24 protein-coding genes and 1 riboswitch are annotated in these 24,010 nt (G+C 43.5%); of the genes, 5 read left to right on the plus strand and 19 right to left on the minus strand.

Annotation, left to right across the window (positions count from 1 at the left end):
• Nucleotides 1-15 precede the first annotated feature (15 nt).
• The 12 genes from bceB to JQX68_RS15390 all read right to left on the minus strand — a co-directional run bounded on the left by bceB (nucleotide 16) and on the right by JQX68_RS15390 (nucleotide 10,457).
• A complete protein-coding gene (bceB, locus tag JQX68_RS15335; protein ID WP_147772395.1) occupies nucleotides 16-1,956 on the minus strand; it encodes a bacitracin ABC transporter permease BceB in 1,941 nt (646 codons plus the stop codon).
• A complete protein-coding gene (gene bceA / locus JQX68_RS15340; protein WP_014665065.1) occupies nucleotides 1,946-2,707 on the minus strand; it encodes a bacitracin ABC transporter ATP-binding protein BceA in 762 nt (253 codons plus the stop codon). Before bceA ends, bceB begins: the two co-directional genes overlap by 11 nt.
• A gap of 101 nt (nucleotides 2,708-2,808) precedes the next feature.
• Nucleotides 2,809-3,813, minus strand: a complete 1,005-nt coding sequence (gene bceS / locus JQX68_RS15345; protein ID WP_147772396.1) for a two-component sensor histidine kinase BceS — start codon at nucleotides 3,811-3,813, stop codon at nucleotides 2,809-2,811.
• Nucleotides 3,806-4,501 carry a two-component response regulator BceR gene (gene bceR / locus JQX68_RS15350; RefSeq protein ID WP_147772448.1) on the minus strand — a complete coding sequence of 232 codons (696 nt, stop codon included), beginning with the start codon at nucleotides 4,499-4,501 and terminating at the stop codon, nucleotides 3,806-3,808. The genes bceS and bceR overlap by 8 nt, the downstream gene beginning before the upstream one ends.
• Before the next feature lie 96 nt (nucleotides 4,502-4,597).
• A complete protein-coding gene (gene ytrF / locus JQX68_RS15355) occupies nucleotides 4,598-5,908 on the minus strand; it encodes an ABC transporter permease YtrF (RefSeq protein WP_095432471.1) in 1,311 nt (436 codons plus the stop codon).
• Entirely contained in the window at nucleotides 5,898-6,593 is a 696-nt protein-coding gene (ytrE, locus tag JQX68_RS15360) for an ABC transporter ATP-binding protein YtrE (RefSeq protein ID WP_003229129.1), read from the minus strand. Before ytrE ends, ytrF begins: the two co-directional genes overlap by 11 nt.
• Nucleotides 6,594-6,607: 14 nt before the next feature.
• Nucleotides 6,608-7,585: an ABC transporter permease YtrD gene (ytrD, locus tag JQX68_RS15365; protein ID WP_041521407.1), complete on the minus strand. Its 978-nt coding sequence runs from the start codon at nucleotides 7,583-7,585 to the stop codon at nucleotides 6,608-6,610.
• A gap of 29 nt (nucleotides 7,586-7,614) precedes the next feature.
• Nucleotides 7,615-8,601, minus strand: a complete 987-nt coding sequence (gene ytrC / locus JQX68_RS15370) for an ABC transporter permease YtrC (protein WP_147772397.1) — start codon at nucleotides 8,599-8,601, stop codon at nucleotides 7,615-7,617.
• Entirely contained in the window at nucleotides 8,595-9,473 is an 879-nt protein-coding gene (gene ytrB, locus JQX68_RS15375; RefSeq protein WP_014665071.1) for an ABC transporter ATP-binding protein YtrB, read from the minus strand. The genes ytrC and ytrB overlap by 7 nt, the downstream gene beginning before the upstream one ends.
• Nucleotides 9,470-9,859, minus strand: coding sequence for a GntR family transcriptional regulator YtrA (gene ytrA, locus JQX68_RS15380; protein WP_014665072.1), 390 nt, complete (start codon nucleotides 9,857-9,859; stop codon nucleotides 9,470-9,472). The genes ytrB and ytrA overlap by 4 nt, the downstream gene beginning before the upstream one ends.
• Before the next feature lie 33 nt (nucleotides 9,860-9,892).
• Complete coding sequence (locus JQX68_RS15385; protein ID WP_003229119.1) at nucleotides 9,893-10,030, minus strand: hypothetical protein; 138 nt, start codon at nucleotides 10,028-10,030, stop codon at nucleotides 9,893-9,895.
• Between the two features lie 154 nt (nucleotides 10,031-10,184).
• Nucleotides 10,185-10,457: a YtzC family protein gene (locus JQX68_RS15390; protein WP_014665073.1), complete on the minus strand. Its 273-nt coding sequence runs from the start codon at nucleotides 10,455-10,457 to the stop codon at nucleotides 10,185-10,187.
• Between the two features lie 164 nt (nucleotides 10,458-10,621).
• Between JQX68_RS15390 and mnmL the strand changes: the two genes are divergently transcribed.
• Together mnmL and mnmM are read left to right on the plus strand one after the other, a co-directional pair.
• Nucleotides 10,622-11,587, plus strand: a complete 966-nt coding sequence (mnmL, locus tag JQX68_RS15395) for a tRNA modification radical SAM protein MnmL/YtqA (RefSeq protein WP_014665074.1) — start codon at nucleotides 10,622-10,624, stop codon at nucleotides 11,585-11,587.
• Nucleotides 11,584-12,168, plus strand: a complete 585-nt coding sequence (gene mnmM / locus JQX68_RS15400) for a tRNA 5-(aminomethyl)-2-thiouridylate-methyltransferase MnmM (RefSeq protein WP_147772398.1) — start codon at nucleotides 11,584-11,586, stop codon at nucleotides 12,166-12,168. The genes mnmL and mnmM overlap by 4 nt, the downstream gene beginning before the upstream one ends.
• On the opposite strand, the gene tbcS is transcribed toward mnmM, so the two are convergent.
• Together tbcS and ytpA are read right to left on the minus strand one after the other, a co-directional pair.
• Entirely contained in the window at nucleotides 12,158-13,261 is a 1,104-nt protein-coding gene (gene tbcS, locus JQX68_RS15405) for a tetraprenyl-beta-curcumene synthase (RefSeq protein WP_040082058.1), read from the minus strand. The two genes, mnmM and tbcS, sit on opposite strands and share 11 nt — an antisense overlap.
• Nucleotides 13,262-13,281: 20 nt before the next feature.
• Nucleotides 13,282-14,061, minus strand: a complete 780-nt coding sequence (gene ytpA, locus JQX68_RS15410; RefSeq protein ID WP_069150119.1) for a phospholipase YtpA — start codon at nucleotides 14,059-14,061, stop codon at nucleotides 13,282-13,284.
• 48 nt (nucleotides 14,062-14,109) lie between these two features.
• Here ytpA and JQX68_RS15415 point away from each other — a divergent pair, with 48 nt between their 5' ends.
• Nucleotides 14,110-14,625: a gamma carbonic anhydrase gene (locus tag JQX68_RS15415; RefSeq protein ID WP_040082055.1), complete on the plus strand. Its 516-nt coding sequence runs from the start codon at nucleotides 14,110-14,112 to the stop codon at nucleotides 14,623-14,625.
• A 250-nt stretch (nucleotides 14,626-14,875) separates the two neighbouring features.
• On the opposite strand, the gene alaP is transcribed toward JQX68_RS15415, so the two are convergent.
• The 3 genes from alaP to metK form a co-directional block, all read right to left on the minus strand.
• Nucleotides 14,876-16,267 carry an alanine permease AlaP gene (alaP, locus tag JQX68_RS15420; RefSeq protein WP_014665079.1) on the minus strand — a complete coding sequence of 464 codons (1,392 nt, stop codon included), beginning with the start codon at nucleotides 16,265-16,267 and terminating at the stop codon, nucleotides 14,876-14,878.
• Nucleotides 16,268-16,403: 136 nt separating this feature from the next.
• Nucleotides 16,404-18,302, minus strand: a complete 1,899-nt coding sequence (gene asnB / locus JQX68_RS15425) for an asparagine synthase (glutamine-hydrolyzing) (RefSeq protein WP_147772399.1) — start codon at nucleotides 18,300-18,302, stop codon at nucleotides 16,404-16,406.
• Nucleotides 18,303-18,450: 148 nt separating this feature from the next.
• Nucleotides 18,451-19,653, minus strand: coding sequence for a methionine adenosyltransferase (gene metK / locus JQX68_RS15430; RefSeq protein ID WP_014665081.1), 1,203 nt, complete (start codon nucleotides 19,651-19,653; stop codon nucleotides 18,451-18,453).
• A 167-nt stretch (nucleotides 19,654-19,820) separates the two neighbouring features.
• Nucleotides 19,821-19,959, minus strand: a riboswitch (SAM riboswitch).
• Between the two features lie 196 nt (nucleotides 19,960-20,155).
• Here metK and pckA point away from each other — a divergent pair.
• Nucleotides 20,156-21,739 carry a phosphoenolpyruvate carboxykinase (ATP) gene (gene pckA, locus JQX68_RS15435; RefSeq protein WP_147772400.1) on the plus strand — a complete coding sequence of 528 codons (1,584 nt, stop codon included), beginning with the start codon at nucleotides 20,156-20,158 and terminating at the stop codon, nucleotides 21,737-21,739.
• Nucleotides 21,740-21,776: 37 nt separating this feature from the next.
• Here the strand turns inward: pckA and JQX68_RS15440 are convergent, their stop codons facing one another.
• Nucleotides 21,777-22,019 carry a DUF2584 domain-containing protein gene (locus JQX68_RS15440; RefSeq protein WP_040082053.1) on the minus strand — a complete coding sequence of 81 codons (243 nt, stop codon included), beginning with the start codon at nucleotides 22,017-22,019 and terminating at the stop codon, nucleotides 21,777-21,779.
• A gap of 51 nt (nucleotides 22,020-22,070) precedes the next feature.
• Nucleotides 22,071-22,844, minus strand: coding sequence for an alpha/beta hydrolase family protein (locus JQX68_RS15445; RefSeq protein WP_014665084.1), 774 nt, complete (start codon nucleotides 22,842-22,844; stop codon nucleotides 22,071-22,073).
• A gap of 151 nt (nucleotides 22,845-22,995) precedes the next feature.
• Between JQX68_RS15445 and JQX68_RS15450 the strand changes: the two genes are divergently transcribed.
• Nucleotides 22,996-24,000, plus strand: a complete 1,005-nt coding sequence (locus JQX68_RS15450) for an ABC transporter substrate-binding protein (RefSeq protein ID WP_205440340.1) — start codon at nucleotides 22,996-22,998, stop codon at nucleotides 23,998-24,000.
• Nucleotides 24,001-24,010: the final 10 nt, after the last annotated feature.

Consider the following 24,010-nt stretch of genomic DNA (forward strand, 5'->3'; position numbering starts at 1 on the left):
GGAGCTTTTTCTGTTTCACAACGACGATTTAATGACCTTCTTATAATAAAGAACTGACAGAAAACCAAAAATGGAATAAAGCGCAGTATATAATACCATCACCATAATCATAGGCGTCCACACCTCTGATCCAAATAAGAACCAGCCGGATTGGACGGCAAAGTAACTGTGGAAGAGGCCGACAACCAGCGGAATGCCGAAGTTGTACATTTGTTTAATGCGTATCCCCTTTATCAGGTCGCCTTGCGTAAAGCCGAGTTTTCTTAAAATTGTATAGCTCGGTTTTTCATCTTCACTTTCTCCCATTTGTTTAAAATAAAGGATACATCCTGATGTGATCAGGAACGTTAACCCTAAGAAACCAACGATGAACATCACGATACCAAACAGTGATTTTTGCGCAATGCTTGTATCCAGTCTTGATAAATGCTCGTTTTTCTTGTTTACCTGTTGAAAAAGTTCATTCGCTTTTTCCATTTGATCTTTATGTTTCACATTGATGCCAATAAATCTAGATTGCGCCAGCTGAATGCGGGGGTCTTTATCCTTATCCAGCTGTTGAAACAGGCTGTCATCCACAATGACGGCAGGCATGCCCCCGCTTGTAAACGTGTAGGACACAAGAAACTCTTCTCTTAATCCTTTATATTTTAATGGTTCCGTCTCATGCTTGCTTTTCACTTTAATAACACCAGAGTCCTTGAAAACCATTATTTTTTTCAGCAAGTCGGTGTATCCTGAGAAAACGGCTTCTCCAGACGCCACATCGACTCCTTTTACATCTTTGTCGCTAACAACAGCAAGCTGCATGTTGCTAGGATCACCCTGCATCTCTTTCGGAGTTCCATCCATGATATTTGCAATGTCAACATTTGCTTGCAGGACAGGGGTGACTTTTTTTACAAACGAGATGTTGCTTTCACTCAAACTGTTTTCAAATAACTTGGCATCTTTCTCGTTCATGAATGAAAAATCAGCCGCTACATTTTGTTCAGCGGTCTTTTCTGACGAGTAATACGAGATGTAAGCAAGAGATAACAGCCCGATCGCGAGCGCTGAAACGGTTGTAATAATCGTCAGCAGCAAAGCGTTCGATTTCATTCTGAACATGATCGATGACAGTGACAGGACCTCAGAAATATTTAAGTAGCCGCCCTTGCTTTTTCGAATGATGTTCGAGATAAATGTAACCGAACCTTTATAAAACAAAAACGTCCCGATAATGACGCTCCCCAGAATAAAGCTCATCGCACCAAACAGTTCATTAATGCTCTTGAATTTTCCGCCAAACAGCTCAGAAGACACATAGTATCCTGTCAAAATCAGCACGATGCCTAAAGCGCCGATTATCATTTGGAAAAATGATATTTTCTTCACTTTGTCTTCAGTGGAGGACGTTACTTTAAACAAAGATAAAATACTCTGTTTTTTGATAAACGTATAATTCATGATCATAATCAAAAGGTAAATGCCGCAGAACACAATGACCGTTTGGACCAAGGCCTGCTCAGAAAAATGCAGCTTCGCATCCGCTTTGACATCGACAATTTTGAACAGAATCATCAAGACCAGCTTCGATATCGAAAACCCGGCCGCGACCCCGATCGCTAATGAACCGAAATACAGCATGACATTTTCTGCGCTTAAGATGCGAAAAATTTTATGCTTTGTCATTCCAATTAATTGAAACAGCCCGATTTCTTTGCTCCGTCTCTTAATAAAAATCGTATTGGCATATAAAATGAAGATCGCCACTACAGCCACAAGCAAAATCGAAGCGGTTTTAATAGCCGCGGCTCCCTTGATTGAACCCTTCACTTCGTTAATTGCTGGATCATACTGCAGCGTGACAAAGGCGAAATAAAGCGCCACACTAAAGATGAGCGCAAACACATACAAATAGTAATTCCGGAGATTCTTTTTCAAATTTCGCAGGATGAGCTGATTAATGTTCATGCTGCACCCCGCCTAACACGCCTTGCGTTTTCATAATATCCTGGAAAAACGTTTGCCTGTCCTGGCCCCCTTTATTCAGCTGTGTATACATTTGCCCGTCCTTAATAAAAATGACTCTGCCGCAGTAGCTGGCCGCGACAGGATCATGGGTGACCATAATAATCGTGGCGTGGCGTTTTTGGTTGAGCTGACTCAGCTTGTTTAATAAATCGGAGGCCGATTTCGAATCGAGCGCACCCGTCGGTTCATCAGCAAAAATAATACTCGGGTCATGAATAAACGCTCTTCCGGCGGATGTTCTCTGCTTCTGGCCGCCGGAAATTTCATTCGGGTACTTATCCCTTAATTCATATATTCCCAGTTCCTTTGCAACTTCCTCAAACTTACGATTGGCTTCCTTTTTTGACAGTTTCGTGATTGATAATGGCAGAAGGATATTTTCTTTCACTGTCAATGTATCCAACAAATTGTAATCCTGAAAGATAAAGCCTAAATGCTGTTTTCTGAATTCAGCCAGCTGCTTTTCCTTCATAGCCGTCATGTCATTTCCATTAATATGAATGGTTCCGTGACTGACCTGATCGATTGAGGACAGTACATTAAGCAAAGTGGTTTTTCCTGACCCGGAAGCACCCATAATACTGACGAATTCGCCCTTTTCAATGTGAAGATCGATGCCCTTCAGCACTTCCTGTTTATTCAGCTTGTTTCCATAACTTTTTCGAATTTTATTCGCTTCTAAAATCATCATTTACGCAGTCTCCTTTATATTGGATAATTTCATTATAAAAAGGAATGCCGGGCTTTTCCTTCGATACGGCGAACAAAAAAGAAAAGCATGTGACATTTTCGTCACACGCTTATGACCCGTTCAAATTGATTCCGTTTCGGAAAGGTTAATGTAAAAACTGTCCCCGCACCGAGCTCCGACTCAACATCAACATGAATCAATAACGGCGCCGCTGCTTTTTTCACCAAGTACAGCCCCATGCCAGTGGACGCTTGATTATGGTGATCTGTTGTGGATGTGAACCCTTTATCAAAAATACGCGGTACATCCTTTGGATCAATGCCCCTGCCACAGTCTTTCACTTGGAGCTGCGTCTGTTCCCCTTTTTGAAAGCTTTTGATCTCAATTTCAGAGGCTTCGCTGTATTTCACCGCATTTGTCAGCAGCTGCCTGATGATAAACGCCAGCCATTTTGCATCACTCAGCACTTCTTCAGCCTCAAGCTGTATGTCAAAACCGACCCCTTTTTGGATACACCACGATTGTAAATCTTTGATTTCCTTGAAAATCAAAGGCTGAAGCTGAATAATTTCTACAGACAGATCGTTTTCAATAAATGAAATGCGTTTTTGATGAAGCTGTTGATCAAGAAGCAGGTGAATACGCAGCCATTCATATGACAGCTGGGATTTCAAAGCTTTTTCTTCCATTCTGTCAATGATTAAATGCATTGCTGTTAATGGGGTTTTGACCTCATGAATCCATGCCATCAGCTCATCTTTTTCATTTTCCAATGCTAAGCGATGCTGTGTTGCAGTCTGCTTCAAGTGTTTCGTTTGCCCGGTAATGCTTCTTTCAACGATTGCTTCAAATGGCATTTCCGGTTCATTTATGGCAGTCACATCGAGATTGTTTTCCCATGTTTTCAGGCTTTTATAAAACGCGGTTTCTTTCCGATAGCGGAACCAAAGGAATATAACAAAAAACAAGATGCACAAATACACCATATAAAGCACATTTCCAAATGATATGAAAGGATCAACAAAAGCTACGACCAGCATTAAAGCCTGCTGAAACAAAAACGCTGCAATCCAGCTTCGCCTTTCGGTAAGGAATGCTTTAATCATAGAACTGATCCTCTTCCTTCGCGATGTAGCCCTGGCCCACCTTTGTCTCGATATATGCGCCAAGCTGGAGGGCGTCCAGTTTTTTTCGCAGGCGATTGACATTGACGGTCAGCGTATTATCACTTACAAAACGCTCATCGTTCCACAAGTTTCTGATCAGTTCTTCCCGGCTGACGATCTTGTTTTTTTGCTCTATTAATTGTTTAAGAATGAACATCTCGTTTTTGGTCAGCTCAACAGATCCTTTGTCATTGCTGACGACGTTTTGCTCCGCGTCTATAGCAGCGCCGCACCACGTTTTAATCGCGCCCGGCTCCGTATTATAATGGTGCACACGCCGGAACATCGCTTGGATTTTCGCGATCAGCACATCAAAATGAAACGGCTTTTGAATAAAGTCATCGGCCCCGAGCTGCATAGACATCACCATATCAGCAGGATGATCCCTGGAGGATAAAAAGAGAATCGGAACATTTGACCGGGAGCGGATCAGCCGGCACCAATGAAAGCCGTCAAATTTAGGCAGCTGTACATCAATAATGACACAATCAGGATTAACCGCCGCAAATTCCTGCAGCACCTGACTGAAATCCTGAATGCCGTATACATCATAGGACCATCCCGTTAAACGATCCTTGATCTCCTGAAACAGCGATTCATCATCTTCAATCAGCAAAAGTTTAAACAATCGACTCACCGCACTTTTTCCTTTTTTATCAAGTGTATATCAAAATGCCAGCATGTGCTATAGAGAAAGCCGGCTGTCTCAGCCGGCTCGTTTGCATTATAATTCTCTTCTCAACGCTGTCAGCACGTTGGTTTTGGTTGCTTTTCTCGCCGGATTCATTCCAGAAATGACTGCGACCCCTCCGCAAATCACAACGGCAATGATCACAAGGCTCGCCGGGATGTAGGAGAATGTGTAATTCAAATCGCCCGCATCGCTTCCGCTTGTCGCCGCGAGAATCATCGGAACGGCCAGGTTGACAAGGTAGCTCACGCCGTAGGAAATGATAATTCCAATCACACAGCCTAAAATCCCGATATATGCGCTTTCCATCAGGAACATTCGGCGAATGATAGACGGACTCGCCCCAATCGCTTTCATAATGCCGATCTCTTGCGTTCTCTCTGTCACCGCCATCGTCATCGTGTTAAAAATGCCGATCGCTGAAATGATAACCGCGATACATCCGACAAAGATCAGTCCGATTTTGAAGACCATGAAGAAGGTGTTGGCTCCCTCAAGTTCGGTAGTCACTGATGTGACATAGTATCCGTCATCTGTTAGATCCTTTGTCAGCTGTTCCACGTTCTCAAATTTATCAGCAAAAACGCCAATGTTAGTTTCAACGTTCCCGCCTTTAAAATCTAAGAATTCCGAAAAATCCTTTTTGAATTGATCACTGATGAAAATGTTTGAGTCCTCCATCCAGTCTTGAGATGGTTTTTTTGTAATACCGACAATTTTAAAGTCATATGTTTTTGTTTTTGTAACATCGCCTGTTTTAGGATCTGTCTTCGATACACTTAGTTCAATCGTCTTGTTCAGAATGTCTTTCGTATAGCCTTTTGGTTCTTTTATATCTTCTGGATTGCCTTTTGCCTCTTCGATTTTTTTGTTATATTCTTCCGATTCTTTTTTCGTCAATAATCTCTTTGCGAAGTCGTATCCTACTACGATTTCATTTTCCGACTTTGCGACTCTTCCCTTTTCCAATTCCATATTGGCCTTTAATTCATCATTCATATTAGTAAAAATGAGATTTGAGCTTTCATTTGTGCGATTGCCTAAAGTAGCTTTGTTTGGTTCATACACTTGCGTTCTTTCGACAACTGACCTTACGTGATCGTACTTCTCTAAATCAGCTTTTTTAATCGGCTTGTCTCCTTCCTTGCCCATTACACTGACTTTCGTTACAATCTGCTGGCTCATTGTCATATCTGTAATCGTCTTTTGAATCCCAAATCCAACCGACGACAGCACAACCAAAAACGCACACGCCATTGTTGTCGCAAGTATCGTCATAAAGACGCGAAGCCTGTTTTTCTTCATATTTCTTCTGATAAAATGAACCTGATCCTTAAACCTCAACGGTAATTCCCCCTTTTAGCACACCATCATGGAGCTGAAATTTTGAATGTCCGATAGAAGCGACTTCATCATCGTGAGTAATGATCACAAATGTAATGCCACGCTCGCGATTCAGCTGCTGGATCAATTCCAGCACTTCATGTTCCGTTTCCGAATCAAGGCTTCCCGTCGGCTCATCCGCTAAGATAATCGAAGGATTTAAAATCAACGCTCGAGCAATACTGACACGCTGCTGCTGGCCGCCTGACAGTTCATTCGGATAATGAGCGGCGTGATTTTCCAGACCGACGCGTTTCAGCATGTCCTGCACCTTTTGCTTCCGCTCAGAGGGCTTGATTCCTTTTAATGCCAACGGCATTTCAACATTCTCATACGTCGTTAAACCCGGGATGAGCTGAAAGCTTTGGAAAATAAACCCGAAATGGTCAAGTCGAAATTGCGCCCATTCCTTTTCATTAAACCCCGTAACATCAGTGCCATTAATGACAATCCGCCCTTTTGTCGGCGATATGTAGCCGGAAATCAAATTCAAAAGCGTTGATTTCCCTGATCCGCTTCGCCCGACAATGCAGGCGATTTCCCCTTTCGCCACGCTCAATGAAACATCCTTCAATACTGGAACTTCATTCTCACGGCCCTTTTTTCCGATCGTGAAAGAATGGTCGATATGCTGAACATCTATCATATGTTCTCTCTCCCTTACAAAAGTTTTGTTTTTTTATAAATCGCAAAATAACTAATCAAGAAACCGATTACCGCGCCGGCAGCCATGCCAATGAGATAGCCTGTAAAGCTCTCGCTGGCAGAAAATCCAAAGTACCCAAAGCCCATGATTCCTATGATAATAACGATGATCTGCACCGGACGGTCAAGCGGCTTCCATAAGAAGAAGTACCCGTTTCTTTCATTAGATAGTTTGACAAAACTAATATAGCCGATGATGTAGAAGATAATAGTCATGATAGCCGGAATCACTAAATAATATGGTGAATTCTCAACCCATTTCGCGTCTACATAGATTATTGGAATGAAATACTGGACCCATTTAGGTACTGGACCATGGATAAAATCTATTGATCCGCCGAAAAGGATCTCGAGGTTGATCGCAGGCAGGCTGATGAGTAAAAATGGCGAAATGGCCACGGTAAATGAGACCAAAAGCTGGGCAAAAATATTGCCTGTCAGAGCTCCACCCGCCATAACAAGCGAATAAGCCAGCATGCTGACAATGATCATCCCAAGGCTGTAATTGTGAAAATAAACGGCCTGATCTGGCTTCAAAAGCATGATCAGCAAAACAGACAAAACATAACCGATGAGCTGCGGCACCACAATCACCATTCCGCCGGTAAGGAACTTCGCATGAAATATCTGCCCTCGTGTATATGGAAGGCTTAATGTAAAATCAAAGAAGCTCTTGCTACGTTCAATCCCAAGCTGGCTGACCGCCAAAACGACTCCCCAAATCCAAAAAAATGAGATAAATGTGCCGTTTAAATAGTTAATCGAAAATACGCAGGTTCCGACCCACTCGTCCTGATGAGTGACACAGCCTTGATATGAGATGTACGTATTTAAAACGGTAAAAAGATTGCTAAGCATTAATACTAAAATAATTATGGCCAACAGAGCTTTATTTTGCTTCCACTCTTTATAAAACAGCCCGAAATCCGGCACACCACTTCCCTCCAAATCGAAAGCATTTCTTAATTTTTCGTTTTCTTATAAATAGAGAAGTAGCTCACAAAGAATCCAACTACGGCTCCAATGATCATTCCCAAAATGTAACCAATGATGGACTGTCCGGCAGAATGTCCAAATAAACCAAATCCAAGAATACCAAAAACGATAATCAGCATTTGTACAGGACGGTCTAATCTGTTCCACAGGAAAAAGTATCCGTTACGTTCACTTGGATGCTTTTTGAAGCTTATATAGCCAATCAAGTAAAACAGCATGCTCATTACAGCTGGAATGAATAAAATATATTTACTGTCAGACAGCCATCCATTTGCAACGTAACCAATAGGCACTAGATATGATAAATTACTCGTTAGAGAAAAATAAGCCTCAGGGGAAGGGAATAGTTCCCATATACTCACGCCAAAAACAACTTCAAAGTTCCCTGCCGGCAAAGCAACAATTAAATACGGCAATACCGCAGCAGCAAATCCCGTTAATAACTGGGCAAAAACATTCCCCGTTAATGCCCCAGCGGCCATCAACAAACAGTAAGCCATAAAACTAATTACGATAACTCCAACGCTGCTGTGCTCAAAAAAGTAGACGTGTTCAGGGTTATAGACAAGAATCAGCAGCCATGCGAGCAAAAAGCCAATCAATTGTGACAGCACAATCACAAAACTGCCTAACCAAAATTTCGTCTGAAAAATTTGGCTTCTGTTATACGGGAGACTTAATATAAAATCCATCGCGCCTTTCGAACGTTCCATTCCCATGAAGCAGACCGCCAAAATGACACCCGGCACCCAATTGATATCTATCAGATTGCTTACTCTATAATTGACAATAAAATCACAATATTGCGGGTCTTGATGAGCCAGACATCCTTGATAAGACAAATACGTATTCACAATAGAGAGCGGATTTGCCAACACTAAAAACACGATACTTAACAAAATCACCACTTGATTCTGCTTCCACTCTCGATAGAGGAGACCTCGGTCTACCATCTCCGCTTCCCTCCAAACTTCGCAATGAACACTTCTTCTAAGTTGACAGGAAGCTCATTCCATACTTTTGGCTTCAGCTCTCTCAAAAAGCTCTTTTTCTCCTCATCGCTTTTCGGGATCAGCACCGTGTAAAACACACCGGCCTGATCGAGCATCGGAATGTTTTTCTCTCTGATGGCCAAATTGACATCTGTATCAAACGCCATTTGAATTTTGATGTATTCTTCTTTTAATTCATCAAGATCCATTACATTTGTCAGCCTGTTATCTTCGAGAAAACCAATTCGGTTGCACATCCGCTCTATGTCCTCAAGCCGGTGGGAAGTGATCAAGATGCTCGTATCACGCTCTGCCACTTCATCGACCATCAGCTGCAGCACATCATGCCTTGTCACCGCGTCTATTCCGTCCGTCGGCTCATCCAGAAGAATTAGCGCCGGTCTCGCCGCAAACGACAGAACGAGCGATAGCTGTTTTTTTAAGCCCGTCGACAGTTCGCGATATTTTTTCGTTTCCGGAATTTCGTATCTGTTCATCAGCTCATTCGCGTACGTGACATCAAATTTCGGATAGATTCTTCTCAAAATATCGACTAACTGCTTGTATGTATACTTATCGTAAAACGGATTTTGAACAGGCATGTAGATGATATTTTGTTTGACCTTCGGATGCTTTTTGATTTCTACGCCGTCAAATAAAATTGTCCCGCTGTCTGCGAAAATGATTTGCTGGATTAAGCGGAGCATCGTCGTTTTTCCTGATCCATTGCGTCCAAGCAATCCGAAGATTTCTCCTTTTTCGATTGTTAATGAAACATCTTTTAACACTTGATTGCCGTCAATCGTTTTTGACAGCTGCCGCAGTTCAATCATTTTTCTTTGCCTCCCTTCACATCAGCGCTGATTTCCTTTATCCATTCTTGCAGTTTTTCCAGCTCAACCCCTGCATAGTGTGCATCGATGATGAGCTGTTTGAGTTGCTCTTTAATCATCGTCATCTTCCCTTCAACCAGTGTCGTTTTTGCATTCTCCGATATATAGGTTCCTCTGCCCCGCAGCGTTTCAATAATCCCCTCTCGTTCAAGCTCTTTGTACGCTTTGCTGACAGTGTTCGGATTCGCAATAATGATCGTCGCCAATTCTCTGACAGAAGGAAGCTTATCACCAGGCTTCATGATCCCTTTCAAACAAAGCTCTTTCATTTGCTGAATAATTTGTTCGTAAATGGGTGTTGAGCTTCTTGGATCGATTTGAATCATTTACTTCCCTACTTTCTATACGATCTGAACCTTTTACAGATAAAAATGGTCAATGATACTTTTTTGCCATTCAAAACCGATCATCACGAGAACAAGAAAAAAAGAACAAGCGATCACAGATGCCGCAATCAGCATCGGCACGTTACGTTTGTTTCGTTTTTTATGTTTCATAACTGCCTCCCTTAATTTCAATATATAAATGGTGTTATATCAGTGTCTATAGTGTATTACTTCAATTAGTACACTTAATACAATAAATACTTTGGCACTTAAAGTCAATCCTTTTTTTACAAAAAAACGGACCCTTATGAAAAGGGTCCGTTTCCTACACATCAAGAGGGTGCTGCAGGATCATATTATTTTGCAAAGCTTGAAGCTGAAGCCTCATTCTGTACAGCTGTTCTCTCTGCTGATCATTTGACGACAGCCATAGCTTATTCAAGGCATTTACCGCATCTTCAAGCTGCATTTGCGCATCACTATATTCTTGATCATTATAATGCTCTTGTTTAGAAGCGATTTTCAGCTGTTCTTCAGCATAATCATACGCCTGCATACATTGCTGGAGATGTTCATCTACTGATTGTCTTGTTGCCACAGTAACCCCTCCTCTTGGTAATGGAAGTCATCCATCATTCTTATTGTAGCCTCATCTGACTTTGTTCAATAAAGTAATTTATGGTCGATATTCATTTGTTCTCTTGTGAAATGCGTGCTACAATTTTAGGATGCAATCGTACGCAAGGAGGCACATGAATTGTAATGCAGAACAATCCTTTTCCTTATTCAAATACGGAAAAACGCTATCATACATTGAATTATCATCTTAGAGATCATTTCGGCCATAAGGTGTTTAAAGTGGCGCTTGACGGCGGCTTTGACTGTCCAAACCGAGACGGCACCGTTGCCCACGGAGGCTGTACTTTTTGCAGCGCCGCAGGCTCAGGTGATTTCGCCGGGAACCGGGCCGATGATTTAATTACGCAATTCCATGACATCAAAAACCGCATGCACGAAAAATGGAAGGACGGCAAATACATCGCTTATTTTCAGGCTTTCACAAACACTCACGCCCCGGTTGAGGTGCTTCGTGAGAAATTCGAATCTGTCCTCGCCTTAGATGATGTGGTCGGCATTTCGATCGCCACACGCCCGGACTGTCTGCCTGATGATGTCGTGGACTACTTGGCAGAGCTGAATGAACGCACGTATTTGTGGGTGGAGCTTGGGCTTCAAACGGTTCATGAACGGACTGCACTTCTGATCAACCGCGCACATGATTTTAACTGCTATGTGGAAGGCGTCAATAAATTAAGAAAACACGGCATACGTGTCTGCTCGCATATTATCAACGGACTGCCTTTGGAAGACCGGGACATGATGATGGAAACGGCAAGGGCTGTTGCAGATTTGGACGTCCAGGGAATTAAAATCCATCTGCTTCACCTACTGAAAGGCACGCCGATGGTCAAGCAATATGAAAAGGGAAAGCTGGAATTCCTTTCTCAAGATGATTATGTGCAGCTCGTCTGCGATCAGCTTGAGATCATTCCGCCGGAAATGATCGTCCACCGCATTACAGGTGATGGACCGATTGAGTTGATGATCGGGCCAATGTGGAGCGTCAACAAATGGGAAGTGCTTGGCGCCATTAATAAAGAGCTGGAAAATCGAGGCAGCTATCAAGGAAAGTTCTTTCAGCGGCTTGAGGAGGAATCAGCGCTATGATATTGAAGAAAATTCTTCCTTACAGCAAAGAACTGCTGAAAATGGCCGTGGGAGAAGGAGATATCGTTGTAGATGCAACGATGGGCAACGGACATGATACACAGTTTTTAGCGGAGCTTGTCGGTCAAAACGGCCACGTGTACGCTTTTGACATTCAAGAATCAGCCGTGGCCAATACACAGGAACGGCTCGGTGAGACTTATCAAGCGCGAACAACATTATTTCACAAAAGCCATGACAAAATCGCTGAATCCCTTCCGCCTGAAACACATGGCAAAGTGGCGGCCGCGGTATTTAACCTCGGTTATTTGCCGGGCGGGGACAAATCAATTACAACAAACGGCAGTTCAACGATCAAAGCAATTGAACAGCTTCTCAGCATCATGAAAGACGAAGGCCTGATCGTTCTCGTCGTCTATCACGGCCACCCGGAAGGCAAAGCGGAAAAAAATGATGTGCTTGAGTTTTGCCGGGACTTGGACCAGCAAACAGCCCGTGTATTAACATACGGATTTATCAATCAGCAAAATGACCCGCCATTTATTGTCGCCATCGAAAAAAAAGCTCAGATCAGCAAATGATTTGAGCTTTTTTCTTTGAGTTTTTCATCCAGGACATTTTTTGAAATTTCCGGTAGGCTCTGCCGTTGATATAAAAGAAAAAGGAAGTTTTTCCGCTGGCTTTGATCAGCTTCCTTGCGAGCCGGCCCATTTCCTTTTGGCCTGCCACTTTATCATCCGACAAATAAACGCCAAGCAAGCCTCGATTGATTAAACGATGGAAGTTTTCATGCGGAATGCCTTGTAAATGCTCGTCGGCTTTATGGATAAAGTGTTCAAGCCGATTCATCATCTCTTCATGAGACTGATAATACGAGCAGAAATTCAAGTCTCCTTCCAGCAAGTCCTCCTCTTGATCAATCAAATAATCAAGCAGAATATGAAGACCCTGTATGTAAGGAAAATAACTGTCGCGGATTTTTTTAGCGGTGCTTTCTGTGAAATCAGGCTGGAACGAATACGCAACTAGACAGAAAATGCCTAACGTTGAACCTGCACAGGCTGAAAATTCATACCACTCCATCTCAGGGAGCTCTGATTCATATTGAGTAAACCACTTTTCAAGCCGCGGAACACGTTCATGCTCAATGACATGCTTATGCACCTGCAAATCGCAATAATAGCCGCACAGTTCAAGCAGATAAGGTTTAATCATGTCATAGTGCTCAATGGAGCCGAGAACACGCTGGCACGTTTTGACCAGTTCATGCAAATATCCGCTGTCATCCTGTTCTTCTCTGAATTGATAATAGTTTTGCAGTTCAGCCCCTACTGTCAGTGCGTCCTGCATTGAGGCATGAAGCATCCGAAAATCCTGCGGGTCAAGTGAGGTGCTGCGGTCACACAGATTGTCCAAATAATCACTAATCGTTTGATACGCGATGATAAACTCGACACATTTCTGTTTTTGGCTGCCTGACAATAAAGCCAGTATTCCGCCGCCTTCACAGTGAAACGTTTTGTCCCGAATACTTGCGGTTGCCTGCGCTTTTAACTCACTGTTATGAATCGATTCTGATTTTTGCTTCCATATGTCCAGCTCTTGATGAACGAGCGGAAAAATATCTCGATATACCTTTGCCATCAATCCAAAAGGATGTTCCGGTACTGTCAACACATGCACCCCCAACTAGTTCAAATATATTGATCAGTAAACGCTCTTGCTGCTTTAAAGACATCTTCTCTTTCGGGTTCATTAAAGATCTCATGGTAAAGCCCTTCCCACTCTCTGTACGCTTTATTATGAGAAGCAACGCCATTAAACCACTTGATGACCATCGTTTTATCAACAAGCTTGTCATCACCGGCCTGCATCACAAGAAGCGGCACTTTCAAAAATGCATCTGTCGGCACCATCGCTGACTCAATTGTCTTTAAAAGCTCTCTGTACCATCTGACAGAAACTTTCCTGACGTATAACGAATCATTTTGGTCAGCCTCGATGACGTCCTCATTGCGCGTCGCCATATCAATTGATAATCCCGAATCAACCTTAAGCGACGGAGCGATGACATTCAGGCCTCTTGATGCAAGGTCAAGCGCTTTATTGACTTTAATTTGCAGTCCGAGACACGGTGATGATAAAATAATTCCCGTAATGCGGGGATTTCTTTGTTGTTTAAACCATTCAATCGCGACCAGACCGCCCATGCTGTGACCTAAAAGAAAAACCGGCAGATCAAAGGTTCGCGCTTTATCTATCCAAGCATCTACTTCATCAATGTATTCTTGAAAAGAGCGAATATGCCCTCTCGCCCTTGTCGTTGTTCCCTGTCCAGGCAAATCGCCCATGACAACGTGATAACCCGAAGATCGCCACATTTCAATCAGCCATTTATATCGTCCGTGATATTCACTTGCCCCGTGAATGATTACAATCACTGCAACAGGTCTGTCTGCTTTCCAGGTCCACATGCTCTTCACCTCATACGAAATTTAAATAGAGAAAGAAGGATGAATCTTATGATCTACCCTTATAAGGAACACATGCCAGATATCCACCCAACAGCCTTTATAGCTGATAATGCAACAATTACCGGTGATGTCGTGATCGGAGAACAGTCCAGCGTTTGGTTTTCTGTTGTCATAAGGGGAGATGTTGCGCCGACCAGAATCGGAAACAGAGTCAATATCCAAGATTTGAGCTGCCTCCACCAAAGCCCGAACAAGACGCTGCTCATTGAAGATGACGCCACGATAGGCCATCAGGTTACACTTCACAGTGCTGTCATCCGCAAGAACGCCTTAATCGGCATGGGCTCAATCATTTTAGACGGAGCTGAAATTGGCGAAGGCGCTTTTATTGGTGCCGGCAGTCTGGTCCCGCCCGGAAAAATTATTCCGCCTGGCCATCTCGCCTTCGGCCGTCCTGCAAAAGTCATCCGCCCTTTGACGGAAGAAGACCGAAAAGATATGCAAAGAATACGGTCAGAATATGTAGAAAAGGGCCAATATTATAAATCACTTCAACAAACATAAGACCTGCTTCGTCTTACTTTACCATTTTTCAAATTATTTTTGAAAGCAATAACCATCGTTAACCCGGACGGCATGACGGTTCGGGTTTCAATTTTTCCATAAAACGTTCACATGTCGCATTAAACATATAAACGTATGACTTTTATCTTATCACAAAACTGTAAACAGCCTCTGCAAAAACACATACCTATTCTTTCCTGTTCTCTATTTTCTATGAGCACACAAAAAGAGCCCACTGGGAGCTCTTTTGTCAGCTGATATTTCGTTCGCTGTCATTAGCCGCATTTTTTTTATGAAAACCTTTTCCATAGTACACGGCAAGCAAGATGAGAAACCATATCGGCCCGATAATCACGGCTACTCTTGTATCAGGGCTGTAAGCCATAAGAATGACGACGAATGCCAGAAAAGCCAATGACACATAAGACGTAAACGGAAAGAAAGGCATTTTATACTTTAAGTGTTTCTTTTCTTCGGGCTTCAAACTTTTCCTGTATTTGATTTGAGAAAGCAAAATGATTGCCCACGTCCAAATCGCTCCGAACGTCGCAATACTTGTAACCCAAGTAAATACCTTCGCAGGGACAACGTAGTTTAACAGCACTCCGACTAATAAAGCGCCCGCTGAAGCCAGAACAGCTTTACCCGGGATGCCGCCTTTCGTCAGCTGACCGTATGCTTGTGGCGCCTCTTTCTGTTCCGCCAAGTTAAACAGCATCCGCCCTGTGCTGAAAATACCGCTGTTGCATGAAGACAGCGCGGCCGTCAACACGACAAAGTTAATGATGCCTGCAGCCGATGGAATGCCCACTTTTTGGAACGTGAGAACAAATGGGCTTCCCTGGGAGCCAATTTCCTGCCACGGATAAATAGACATAATGACAAATAAAGCGCCTACATAAAAAATCAAAATCCTCCAAAATACTGTATCGATTGCTTTGGCTAATGATTTTTGCGGGTTTTTCACTTCGCCAGCCGTCACCCCGATCATTTCAATCCCTAAATAGGCGAACATCACCATTTGAAGTGACAATAAAACCCCTTTTATTCCATGAGGGAAAAATCCTCCGTTATTCCATAAATTGCTGATTCCGGTTGCAATGCCCCCATTGCCGACTCCTGCAATAATCATCAATAAACCGACAGCAATCATAGATAGGATCGCGACAATTTTAATCAATGCGAACCAAAATTCCAGCTCGCCGTAAGCTTTGACAGCCAGGAAATTAACACCCGTCATAATGATCAGCGCCGATAATGCCCAAATCCAGTTTGGCACATCAGGAAACCAGAACCCCATATAGATGCCGACAGCAGTAATTTCAGCCATACAGGTGACAACCCATAAAAACCAGTAGTTCCACCCTGTTAAATAGCCTGCAAGCGGTCCCAAATAATCACGCGCATACCTGCTGAAGGAACCGGCAACCGGTTTTTGAATGGCCATTTCCCCAAGCGCTCTCATAATAAAAAACATGACCAGGCCGCTTGCGGCATATGCTACCAAAATACCTGGCCCTGCTAACTGAATAGCTGATGCGGAGCCGAGGAACAACCCCACTCCTATGGCAGCTCCTAAAGACATTAAAGAAATATGCCTTTCTTCGAGTCCGCGGTGCAGCTCTTGTTTTTGTTTTTGCATGCTTTCTTCTCCCCTAGAAAAAAATATCATTAAATCATTTTTCTGAATATTGCGTGTGGATTGGGTAAATCAATGATGATGGAGAAATAAAAGGATAATAACAAGGCTTTCGACTAATCGAAAGCCTTGTTGTCTGTTACACAAAGATGACTTCTTTAGGCTGATGGCTCAGCTCTTCAGGCATATACCGTTTTTCAATATTAATGCTGTGCCAGATCATAAAGATCAGTACAGTCCAGATTTTACGGCTGTTATCAGCCTTGTCCGCACAATGGTCTTCAAGAAGCTGAAGGACATAATCCTTATGGATATATGCATCCGTTTGGCTTTCTTGAATAATATTTCGCACCCATTCGTTCATTTCGTTTTTCAGCCAATGACGGATCGGTACAGGGAAACCAAGCTTTTTGCGGTTTAATACGTGCTCAGGCACAATTCCTTCAGCGGCCTTGCGAAGAAGATACTTCGTCGTGCCGTTTTTCGTTTTCAGCTCATCAGGAATTTTTGAAGCGACGTCAAATACGACTTTATCCAAGAACGGCACACGCAGTTCCAAAGAATTCGCCATCGTCATTTTATCCGCTTTTAACAAAATGTCTCCGCGCATCCAAGTGTGGATATCGACATACTGCATTTTGTTGATATCGCTGTACGAGCTGCTTTCTGTAAAGTAAGTCTTCGTCACATCGCGATATGAAAGGTTCGGATTATAATGCTTCAACAGCTGCTTTTTGACAGACTCTTCAAAGATTTTCGCGTTACCGATATAACGATCCTGAAGCGGAGTGCAGCCGCGTTCAAGCAGGCTCTTTCCTCTCATCCCTTCAGGCATAACGGCAGCAACGTGCAGAAGCATTTTTTTCAGGCCGGACGGAATGCGTTCAAATGGTTTGAGCGAAAGCGGTTCACGGTAAATGTTATATCCGCCGAAGAGCTCATCCGCACCTTCACCTGATAAAGCAACCGTTACATGTTTTTTCGCTTCTTTTGCAACAAAGTACAACGGAATCGCTGCCGGATCAGCAAGCGGGTCATCAAAATGCCATACGATCTTCGGAAGCTCATTCATGTATTCCTCAGGCGAAATGACTTTGCTGATATTTTCAATGCCGAGCGCCGCTGCAGTTTCTTTCGCTACATCGACTTCGCTGAAGCCCTGCTGTTCAAAGCCGACTGAGAATGTTTTTAAGCTTGGATGAAATTCCTTCGCAACGGACACAATAAAGGAAGAATCAATTCCGCCAGACAGGAATGAACCGACAGGAACGTCACTTCTCATATGAACGTTTACAGAGTCATAGATCGCGTCTCTGACTTCTTTCACAAGCTTGTCTTCTTCAGTCTGAACCGGCTTGAAGTTCGCTTTGAAATACGTTTTGAATGTGATATCGCCGTCCGGGCGGATTGTGAACTGTGAACCCGGCTCTACTTTTTTCACATGGGCATCAAGCGTGTTTGGTTCAGGAACAAATTGGAAAGACATGTACTGCTGCAATGCCTCTTTGTCTATTTCAATATCATTCTGAGCAACCATTAAACTTTTTCTCTCTGAGGCAAAATAAACCTGATCATTGATCGTTGTGTAGTACAACGGTTTAATGCCGAATGGATCTCTTGCTCCATAAAGCACATGATCGTTTTTATTCCAAATCAGAAAGGCAAACATACCGCGCAATTTGGACGCCGCTTCTTCTTTATAATGACGGTAAGTCGCAAGAAGAACCTCTGTGTCCGAATCCGTGTTGAATGTGTACCCCTTTGCTTCAAGCTCTTCTCTCAGTTCAATATAGTTATAGATTTCCCCGTTAAAGATAATCCAATATGTTTCATCTTCATATGATAAAGGCTGTCCGCCATTTTCTACATCAATAATGCTGAGACGTCTGAATCCGAATCCGACGTGCTCATCATGGAAATATCCATCACTGTCAGGACCGCGGTGAACGATCATTTGGTTCATTTGTTTGATTAGTACTTCTTGATCAGCGGTTTGAGCTAACGGATGCTTGTTAAAAACCCCGACAAATCCACACATAGTATTGCCTCCATAATTAAAATTGTCATCATTGAACCCCTATTTATAGACGCTGTGAATAGTATTTGGTTTCACAGTTATGTAAAAAAATAAACATGAATACAACGATAAAAAAGGAAAGCCGCTTAACCAGTAAGCGGCTATAAAATTATTCTCCTAACGCTTCTTTACGCAGCTGCTCCGCTTTGTCTGTACGCTCCCATGGAAGGTCAACATCGTGACGTCCAAAGTGGCCGTACGCAGCAGTTTGTTTGTAGATCGGACGGCGTAAATCAAGCATTTTGATAATGCCGGCAGGTCGTAAATCAAAGTTATTGCGGACAACTTCAATCAGTTTTTCTTCAGAAGCTTTTCCGGAACCGAACGTGTTGATTGAGATTGACACAGGCTGTGCAACACCAATCGCGTAAGCAAGCTGCACTTCGCAAGAATCAGCAAGCTCAGCCGCAACGATGTTTTTCGCAACGTATCTTGCTGCATAAGCCGCAGAACGGTCTACCTTCGTCGCATCCTTTCCTGAGAACGCGCCTCCGCCGTGGCGTGCATAGCCGCCGTACGTATCAACGATGATTTTTCGTCCTGTAAGTCCCGCATCCCCTTGAGGGCCTCCGATTACGAAACGTCCTGTTGGGTTGATGAAATATTTTGTTTCTTCATCAATCAATTCTTTAGGAACAACCGGATTGATGACATGTTCTTTAATGTTGCGCTGAATTTGCTCAAGTGTAATTTCAGGGTGATGCTGAGTTGAAATAACAATCGCGTCAATGCGGACAGGCTTGTTATTTTCATCGTACTCAACCGTTACCTGTGTTTTGCCGTCAGGGCGAAGGTACGGAAGAATATCTTCTTTACGGACTTCACTTAGGCGGCGGGCTAATTTATGAGCAAGTGAAATTGGAAGAGGCATAAGCTCTTTCGTTTCGTTGCACGCATAACCGAACATTAAACCTTGGTCACCAGCACCGATCGCTTCAATTTCTTCTTCGCTCATTGTGCCTTCACGGGCTTCAAGCGCTTGGTCTACACCCATTGCGATATCAGCAGACTGCTCATCAATTGATGTTAAAACCGCACAAGTTTCCGCATCAAATCCGTATTTCGCACGTGTGTATCCGATTTCTTTAATGGTTTGGCGCACTGTTTTCGGAATGTCAACATACGTAGATGTTGTGATCTCTCCGCTGACAAGAACCAAACCAGTTGTCACAGATGTTTCACAAGCAACACGCGCGTTAGGGTCTTTCTTTAAAATTTCATCTAAAATGCTGTCAGAAATCTGGTCACAGATTTTATCTGGATGCCCCTCCGTAACAGATTCTGATGTAAATAAACGACGATTTTTACTCATGATTTGCTTCCTCCTGCACAAGGTCTCCCGATAGACCTTGCATATATGATACGGAACTCGCTCCCTCTTATACAATGTAACGTTATATTAGAGAATGTTAATTGGCATATTTATGAAATAAAAAAACCTTTTCCATCGAGGAAAGGGTTTGGTCTTTGTGCCTTTCACTCTTATCGCTCAAGGAATCATACAACCTTGCAACAGGTTAGCACCTTGGTTGTCTCACTCAGTTCAACATAATAAATAACAGAGAAACCGGTTGCTGGGCTTCATAGGGCCTGTCCCTCCGCCAGCTCGGGATAAGAGTATCCGCTCAATGAAATATCTTATCGTAAAAGGGTTTGCAATGTCAATATGATTCAGAAGAAATAGGCACCTATATTGAGGGAAAACAATGGAAATGCACACACAAAAAATGATAAATAGTATAGACTATTTGAAAATATATGTTATACTAATTCACAATTAGCAAAACACAAAAAACGATAAAGGAAGGTTTCATATGAACTCAGTTGATTTGACCGCTGATTTACAAGCCTTATTAACAAGTCCAAATGTGCGTCATAATTTATCAGCAGCACAGCTAACAGAAAAAGTACTCTCCCGAAACGAAGGCATTTTAACATCCACGGGTGCTGTTCGTGCGACAACAGGCGCTTACACAGGACGTTCACCTAAAGATAAATTCATCGTGGAGGAAGAAAGCACGAAAAATAAGATCGATTGGGGCCCGGTGAATCAGCCGATTTCAGAAGAAGCGTTTGATCGGCTTTATACGAAAGTTGTCAGCTACCTGAAACAGCGAGATGAGCTGTTTGTTTTCGAAGGATTTGCCGGAGCAGACGAGAAATACAGGCTGCCGATCACTGTCGTAAATGAGTTCGCATGGCACAATTTATTTGCGCGGCAGCTGTTCATCCGTCCGGAAGGCAATGATAAGAAAACAGTTGAGCAGCCGTTCACCATTCTTTCTGCTCCGCATTTCAAAGCGGACCCAAAAACAGACGGCACTCATTCCGAAACGTTTATTATTGTCTCTTTCGAAAAACGGACGATTTTAATCGGAGGAACAGAGTATGCCGGAGAAATGAAGAAGTCTATTTTCTCCATTATGAATTTCCTGCTGCCTGAAAGAGACATTTTATCCATGCACTGCTCCGCCAATGTCGGTGAAAAAGGTGATGTCGCCCTTTTCTTCGGACTGTCAGGAACAGGAAAGACCACTCTTTCAGCCGATGCTGATCGCAAGCTGATCGGTGACGATGAACATGGCTGGTCTGATACAGGCGTCTTTAATATCGAAGGCGGATGCTACGCTAAGTGCATTCACTTAAGCGAGGAGAAGGAACCTCAGATCTTTAACGCAATTCGTTTCGGATCAGTTCTCGAGAATGTCGTTGTTGATGAAGACACACGTGAAGCCAATTATGATGATTCCTTCTATACTGAAAACACGCGGGCAGCTTACCCGATCCATATGATTGATAACATCGTGACTCCAAGCATGGCAGGCCATCCGTCTGCAATTGTATTTTTGACGGCTGATGCCTTCGGAGTCCTGCCGCCGATCAGCAAACTGACGAAGGAACAGGCGATGTACCATTTCTTGAGCGGTTACACGAGCAAGCTTGCCGGAACTGAACGAGGTGTGACGTCACCTGAAACGACGTTCTCTACTTGCTTCGGCTCACCGTTCCTGCCGCTTCCTGCTCACGTCTATGCTGAAATGCTCGGCAAAAAGATCGATGAACACGGCGCAGACGTTTTCTTGGTCAATACCGGCTGGACCGGGGGCGGCTATGGCACTGGCGAACGAATGAATCTTTCTTACACAAGAGCAATGGTCAAAGCAGCGATTGAAGGTAAATTAGAGGATGCAGAAATCATAACTGACGATATTTTTGGCCTGCACATCCCGGCTCATGTTCCTGGCGTTCCTGATCACATCCTTCAGCCTGAAAACACGTGGGCCAACAAGGAAGAATACAGAGAAAAGGCATTCTACCTTGCAAATGAATTCAAAGAGAATTTTAAAAAGTTCGCACATACAGATGCCATTGCACAGGCAGGCGGCCCTCTCGTTTAAAAAGCAAAAGCCAAGAGCAATTAGCTCTTGGCTTGTTTTAATTGACAGAATGCAAAGAAGTCAGCTTGTACGTAATGAGCGTCCGGCCGTCTTCCCATTGAAGCTTCTGCACTTCAGCTGTGCCCGACTTTTCGCCAAGCTTTGTTTTGCGCACATCCATCGGAATCTCCATCGGATATACACGGTATCCGTCCTTCTCTAACGTGAATATATTTTCATCTATGCGAACTTCTTTTCCTTTTGTCACAATCAGTGTATTAAATTCAACAGGCATTCCCAAAGTGAGATCCCCTTTCGTTCTCTTTTTTCTTTATCATACCATATTTCATTGTCAGCGGTTTTTCATCCATTGTGTAAGCTGCCGAACGATACGCCGGTTTTCTTTTGGCGGGAAATAATGTGTGAATGTACTGTAATACCACGTCTCAACCGGCTTATGCAATTGTTTTAGCCTCTCTTCAAATAAATAGGAATGCTGAATCGAAACATTTTGGTCTTTTTCTCCATGGATTAACAGCACGGGAGCCTGAATTTTGTTTACTTGATCAAACGGTGTTCGCCACTGATATTCCTCAGGCACCTTTTTCGGTGTTCCGCCGATGACTCTTTTCATCATTCGCCGCAAATCCTGCCGCTCCTCGTATGTAAGGATCATATCGCTGACGCCTCCCCAGGAAACAAATGAAGCCGCATGCCTTCCCATTTCGATTGCCGTGAGCATTCCCATAATCCCGCCGCGGGAAAACCCGAAGATATGAATTCTGTCCTTCTTGACATTTGGGTGCTGCTGAAGAAGGCGAAAAGCAGAAAATGCATCCTCCCTGTCTTCTCCGGCAAAATCCTCATTGCCTTCTCCTCCTTGATTTCCTCTGTAAAAAGGAGCAAACACCACAAACCCTTGGGATGCAAACTGGATAATCCGGCCCGGCCGAACCATGCCCACGCTTTTAATCCCGCCGCGCAAATATAAAAATCCGTCATATTGTCCCGGTTCCGCCGGCTCAGCCAGAAGCCCCTTTACCCGTAACCCATTTGACAGATAGCAGACCGTGTACAAACGCACATGCTGGCTTGGCGACGGAAATCTTCTTTTCTCTACAATCAAAACAGCCGCCTCCTTTTTTCTATATGCTTTCCTTACTCCAAAATTACATCCGGTGAACCTGATTAGGCATTCACACATTTTTATACCCATCATACGATATGTAAAGCAAAAAAAGGATATTAACTTGATGCGAAATAAGGAGGTTGTCTATGTGAACAAATGGTTAAGGCTGGGCTTCGCCTGTGTCGGCAGTATCTTTCTGATGATCGCCCTGGCAGCTTGCAAGCAAGAAGAAACGCTGACCAAAGTTAAAGTGGCTGAAGTGACCCATTCTATTTTTTACGCACCTTTATATGTTGCGGAGTCAAAAGGATTTTTTAAGGAAGAAGGGCTTGATGTCGATGTGAATACAACCTGGGGCGGAGACAAAACGATGACATCGCTTCTTTCAAACGGCTCCGACATCGCGCTTGTCGGATCAGAAACATCTATTTATGTCGAGGCGCAAGGGGCTAAGGACCCCGTTATTAACTTCGCCCAGCTGACTCAGACAGATGGGACGTTCCTTGTCGCGAGAGAAGATGTTGAACACTTCAACTGGGATCAGCTGAACGGAAAAACGTTTCTCGGCCAGCGAAAAGGCGGCATGCCTCAAATGGTCGGCGAGTATGTGCTGAACAAACATAAGATTGACCCGCATAAAGATATAGACCTCATCCAGAACATAGATTTCGCCAATATTGCCAATGCGTTTGCTTCTGGAACCGGTGAGTATGTACAGCTTTTTGAACCGCAGGCTTCTCTCTTTGAGAAAAAAGGCATCGGCCATATCGTGGCTTCATTCGGAGAAGAATCAGGCGACGTTCCTTACACGACCTTTATGGCGAAACAAAGCTACCTGAGGAAAAATGAAGACACAGCCGTCAAGTTTACAAAAGCCATTTACAAGGCGCAGCAGTGGGTTGAAAATCATTCTGCGAAGGACATCACAGATGCCATTAAAGATGAATTTGATGATACCGACCCAGACGTCATCGAAACATCCATTGAACGCTATAAAAAGCAGCATTCATATTCGCCAGATCCTCTGCTTAACGAAAAAGAATGGGAGCTGCTCCAAGACATTATGGATCAAGCGGGAGAACTGCCGAAGCACATTCCATACAATCAGCTTGTAAATAAAGAAATTGCTGAAAAAGTCACCTCGGAGAAATAGGAGGCGCCAT

It is taken from the genome of Bacillus sp. LJBS06 (assembly GCF_016924995.1).
Taxonomy (GTDB): domain Bacteria; phylum Bacillota; class Bacilli; order Bacillales; family Bacillaceae; genus Bacillus; species Bacillus stercoris.

Excerpts from the sequence above, each read along its gene's own strand:
- bceB (WP_147772395.1), bottom strand. The coding sequence starts at position 1,956 with ATGAACATTAATCAGCTCATCCTGCGAAATTTGAAAAAGAATCTCCGG.
- bceA (WP_014665065.1), bottom strand. The coding sequence starts at position 2,707 with ATGATGATTTTAGAAGCGAATAAAATTCGAAAAAGTTATGGAAACAAG.
- bceS (WP_147772396.1), bottom strand. The coding sequence starts at position 3,813 with ATGATTAAAGCATTCCTTACCGAAAGGCGAAGCTGGATTGCAGCGTTT.
- ytrE (WP_003229129.1), bottom strand. The coding sequence starts at position 6,593 with ATGATAGATGTTCAGCATATCGACCATTCTTTCACGATCGGAAAAAAG.
- ytrC (WP_147772397.1), bottom strand. The coding sequence starts at position 8,601 with ATGGTAGACCGAGGTCTCCTCTATCGAGAGTGGAAGCAGAATCAAGTG.
- ytrB (WP_014665071.1), bottom strand. The coding sequence starts at position 9,473 with ATGATTGAACTGCGGCAGCTGTCAAAAACGATTGACGGCAATCAAGTG.
- ytrA (WP_014665072.1), bottom strand. The coding sequence starts at position 9,859 with ATGATTCAAATCGATCCAAGAAGCTCAACACCCATTTACGAACAAATT.
- JQX68_RS15385 (WP_003229119.1), bottom strand. The coding sequence starts at position 10,030 with ATGAAACATAAAAAACGAAACAAACGTAACGTGCCGATGCTGATTGCG.
- mnmL (WP_014665074.1), top strand. The coding sequence starts at position 10,622 with ATGCAGAACAATCCTTTTCCTTATTCAAATACGGAAAAACGCTATCAT.
- mnmM (WP_147772398.1), top strand. The coding sequence starts at position 11,584 with ATGATATTGAAGAAAATTCTTCCTTACAGCAAAGAACTGCTGAAAATG.
- ytpA (WP_069150119.1), bottom strand. The coding sequence starts at position 14,061 with ATGTGGACCTGGAAAGCAGACAGACCTGTTGCAGTGATTGTAATCATT.
- JQX68_RS15415 (WP_040082055.1), top strand. The coding sequence starts at position 14,110 with ATGATCTACCCTTATAAGGAACACATGCCAGATATCCACCCAACAGCC.
- alaP (WP_014665079.1), bottom strand. The coding sequence starts at position 16,267 with ATGCAAAAACAAAAACAAGAGCTGCACCGCGGACTCGAAGAAAGGCAT.
- asnB (WP_147772399.1), bottom strand. The coding sequence starts at position 18,302 with ATGTGTGGATTTGTCGGGGTTTTTAACAAGCATCCGTTAGCTCAAACC.
- metK (WP_014665081.1), bottom strand. The coding sequence starts at position 19,653 with ATGAGTAAAAATCGTCGTTTATTTACATCAGAATCTGTTACGGAGGGG.
- pckA (WP_147772400.1), top strand. The coding sequence starts at position 20,156 with ATGAACTCAGTTGATTTGACCGCTGATTTACAAGCCTTATTAACAAGT.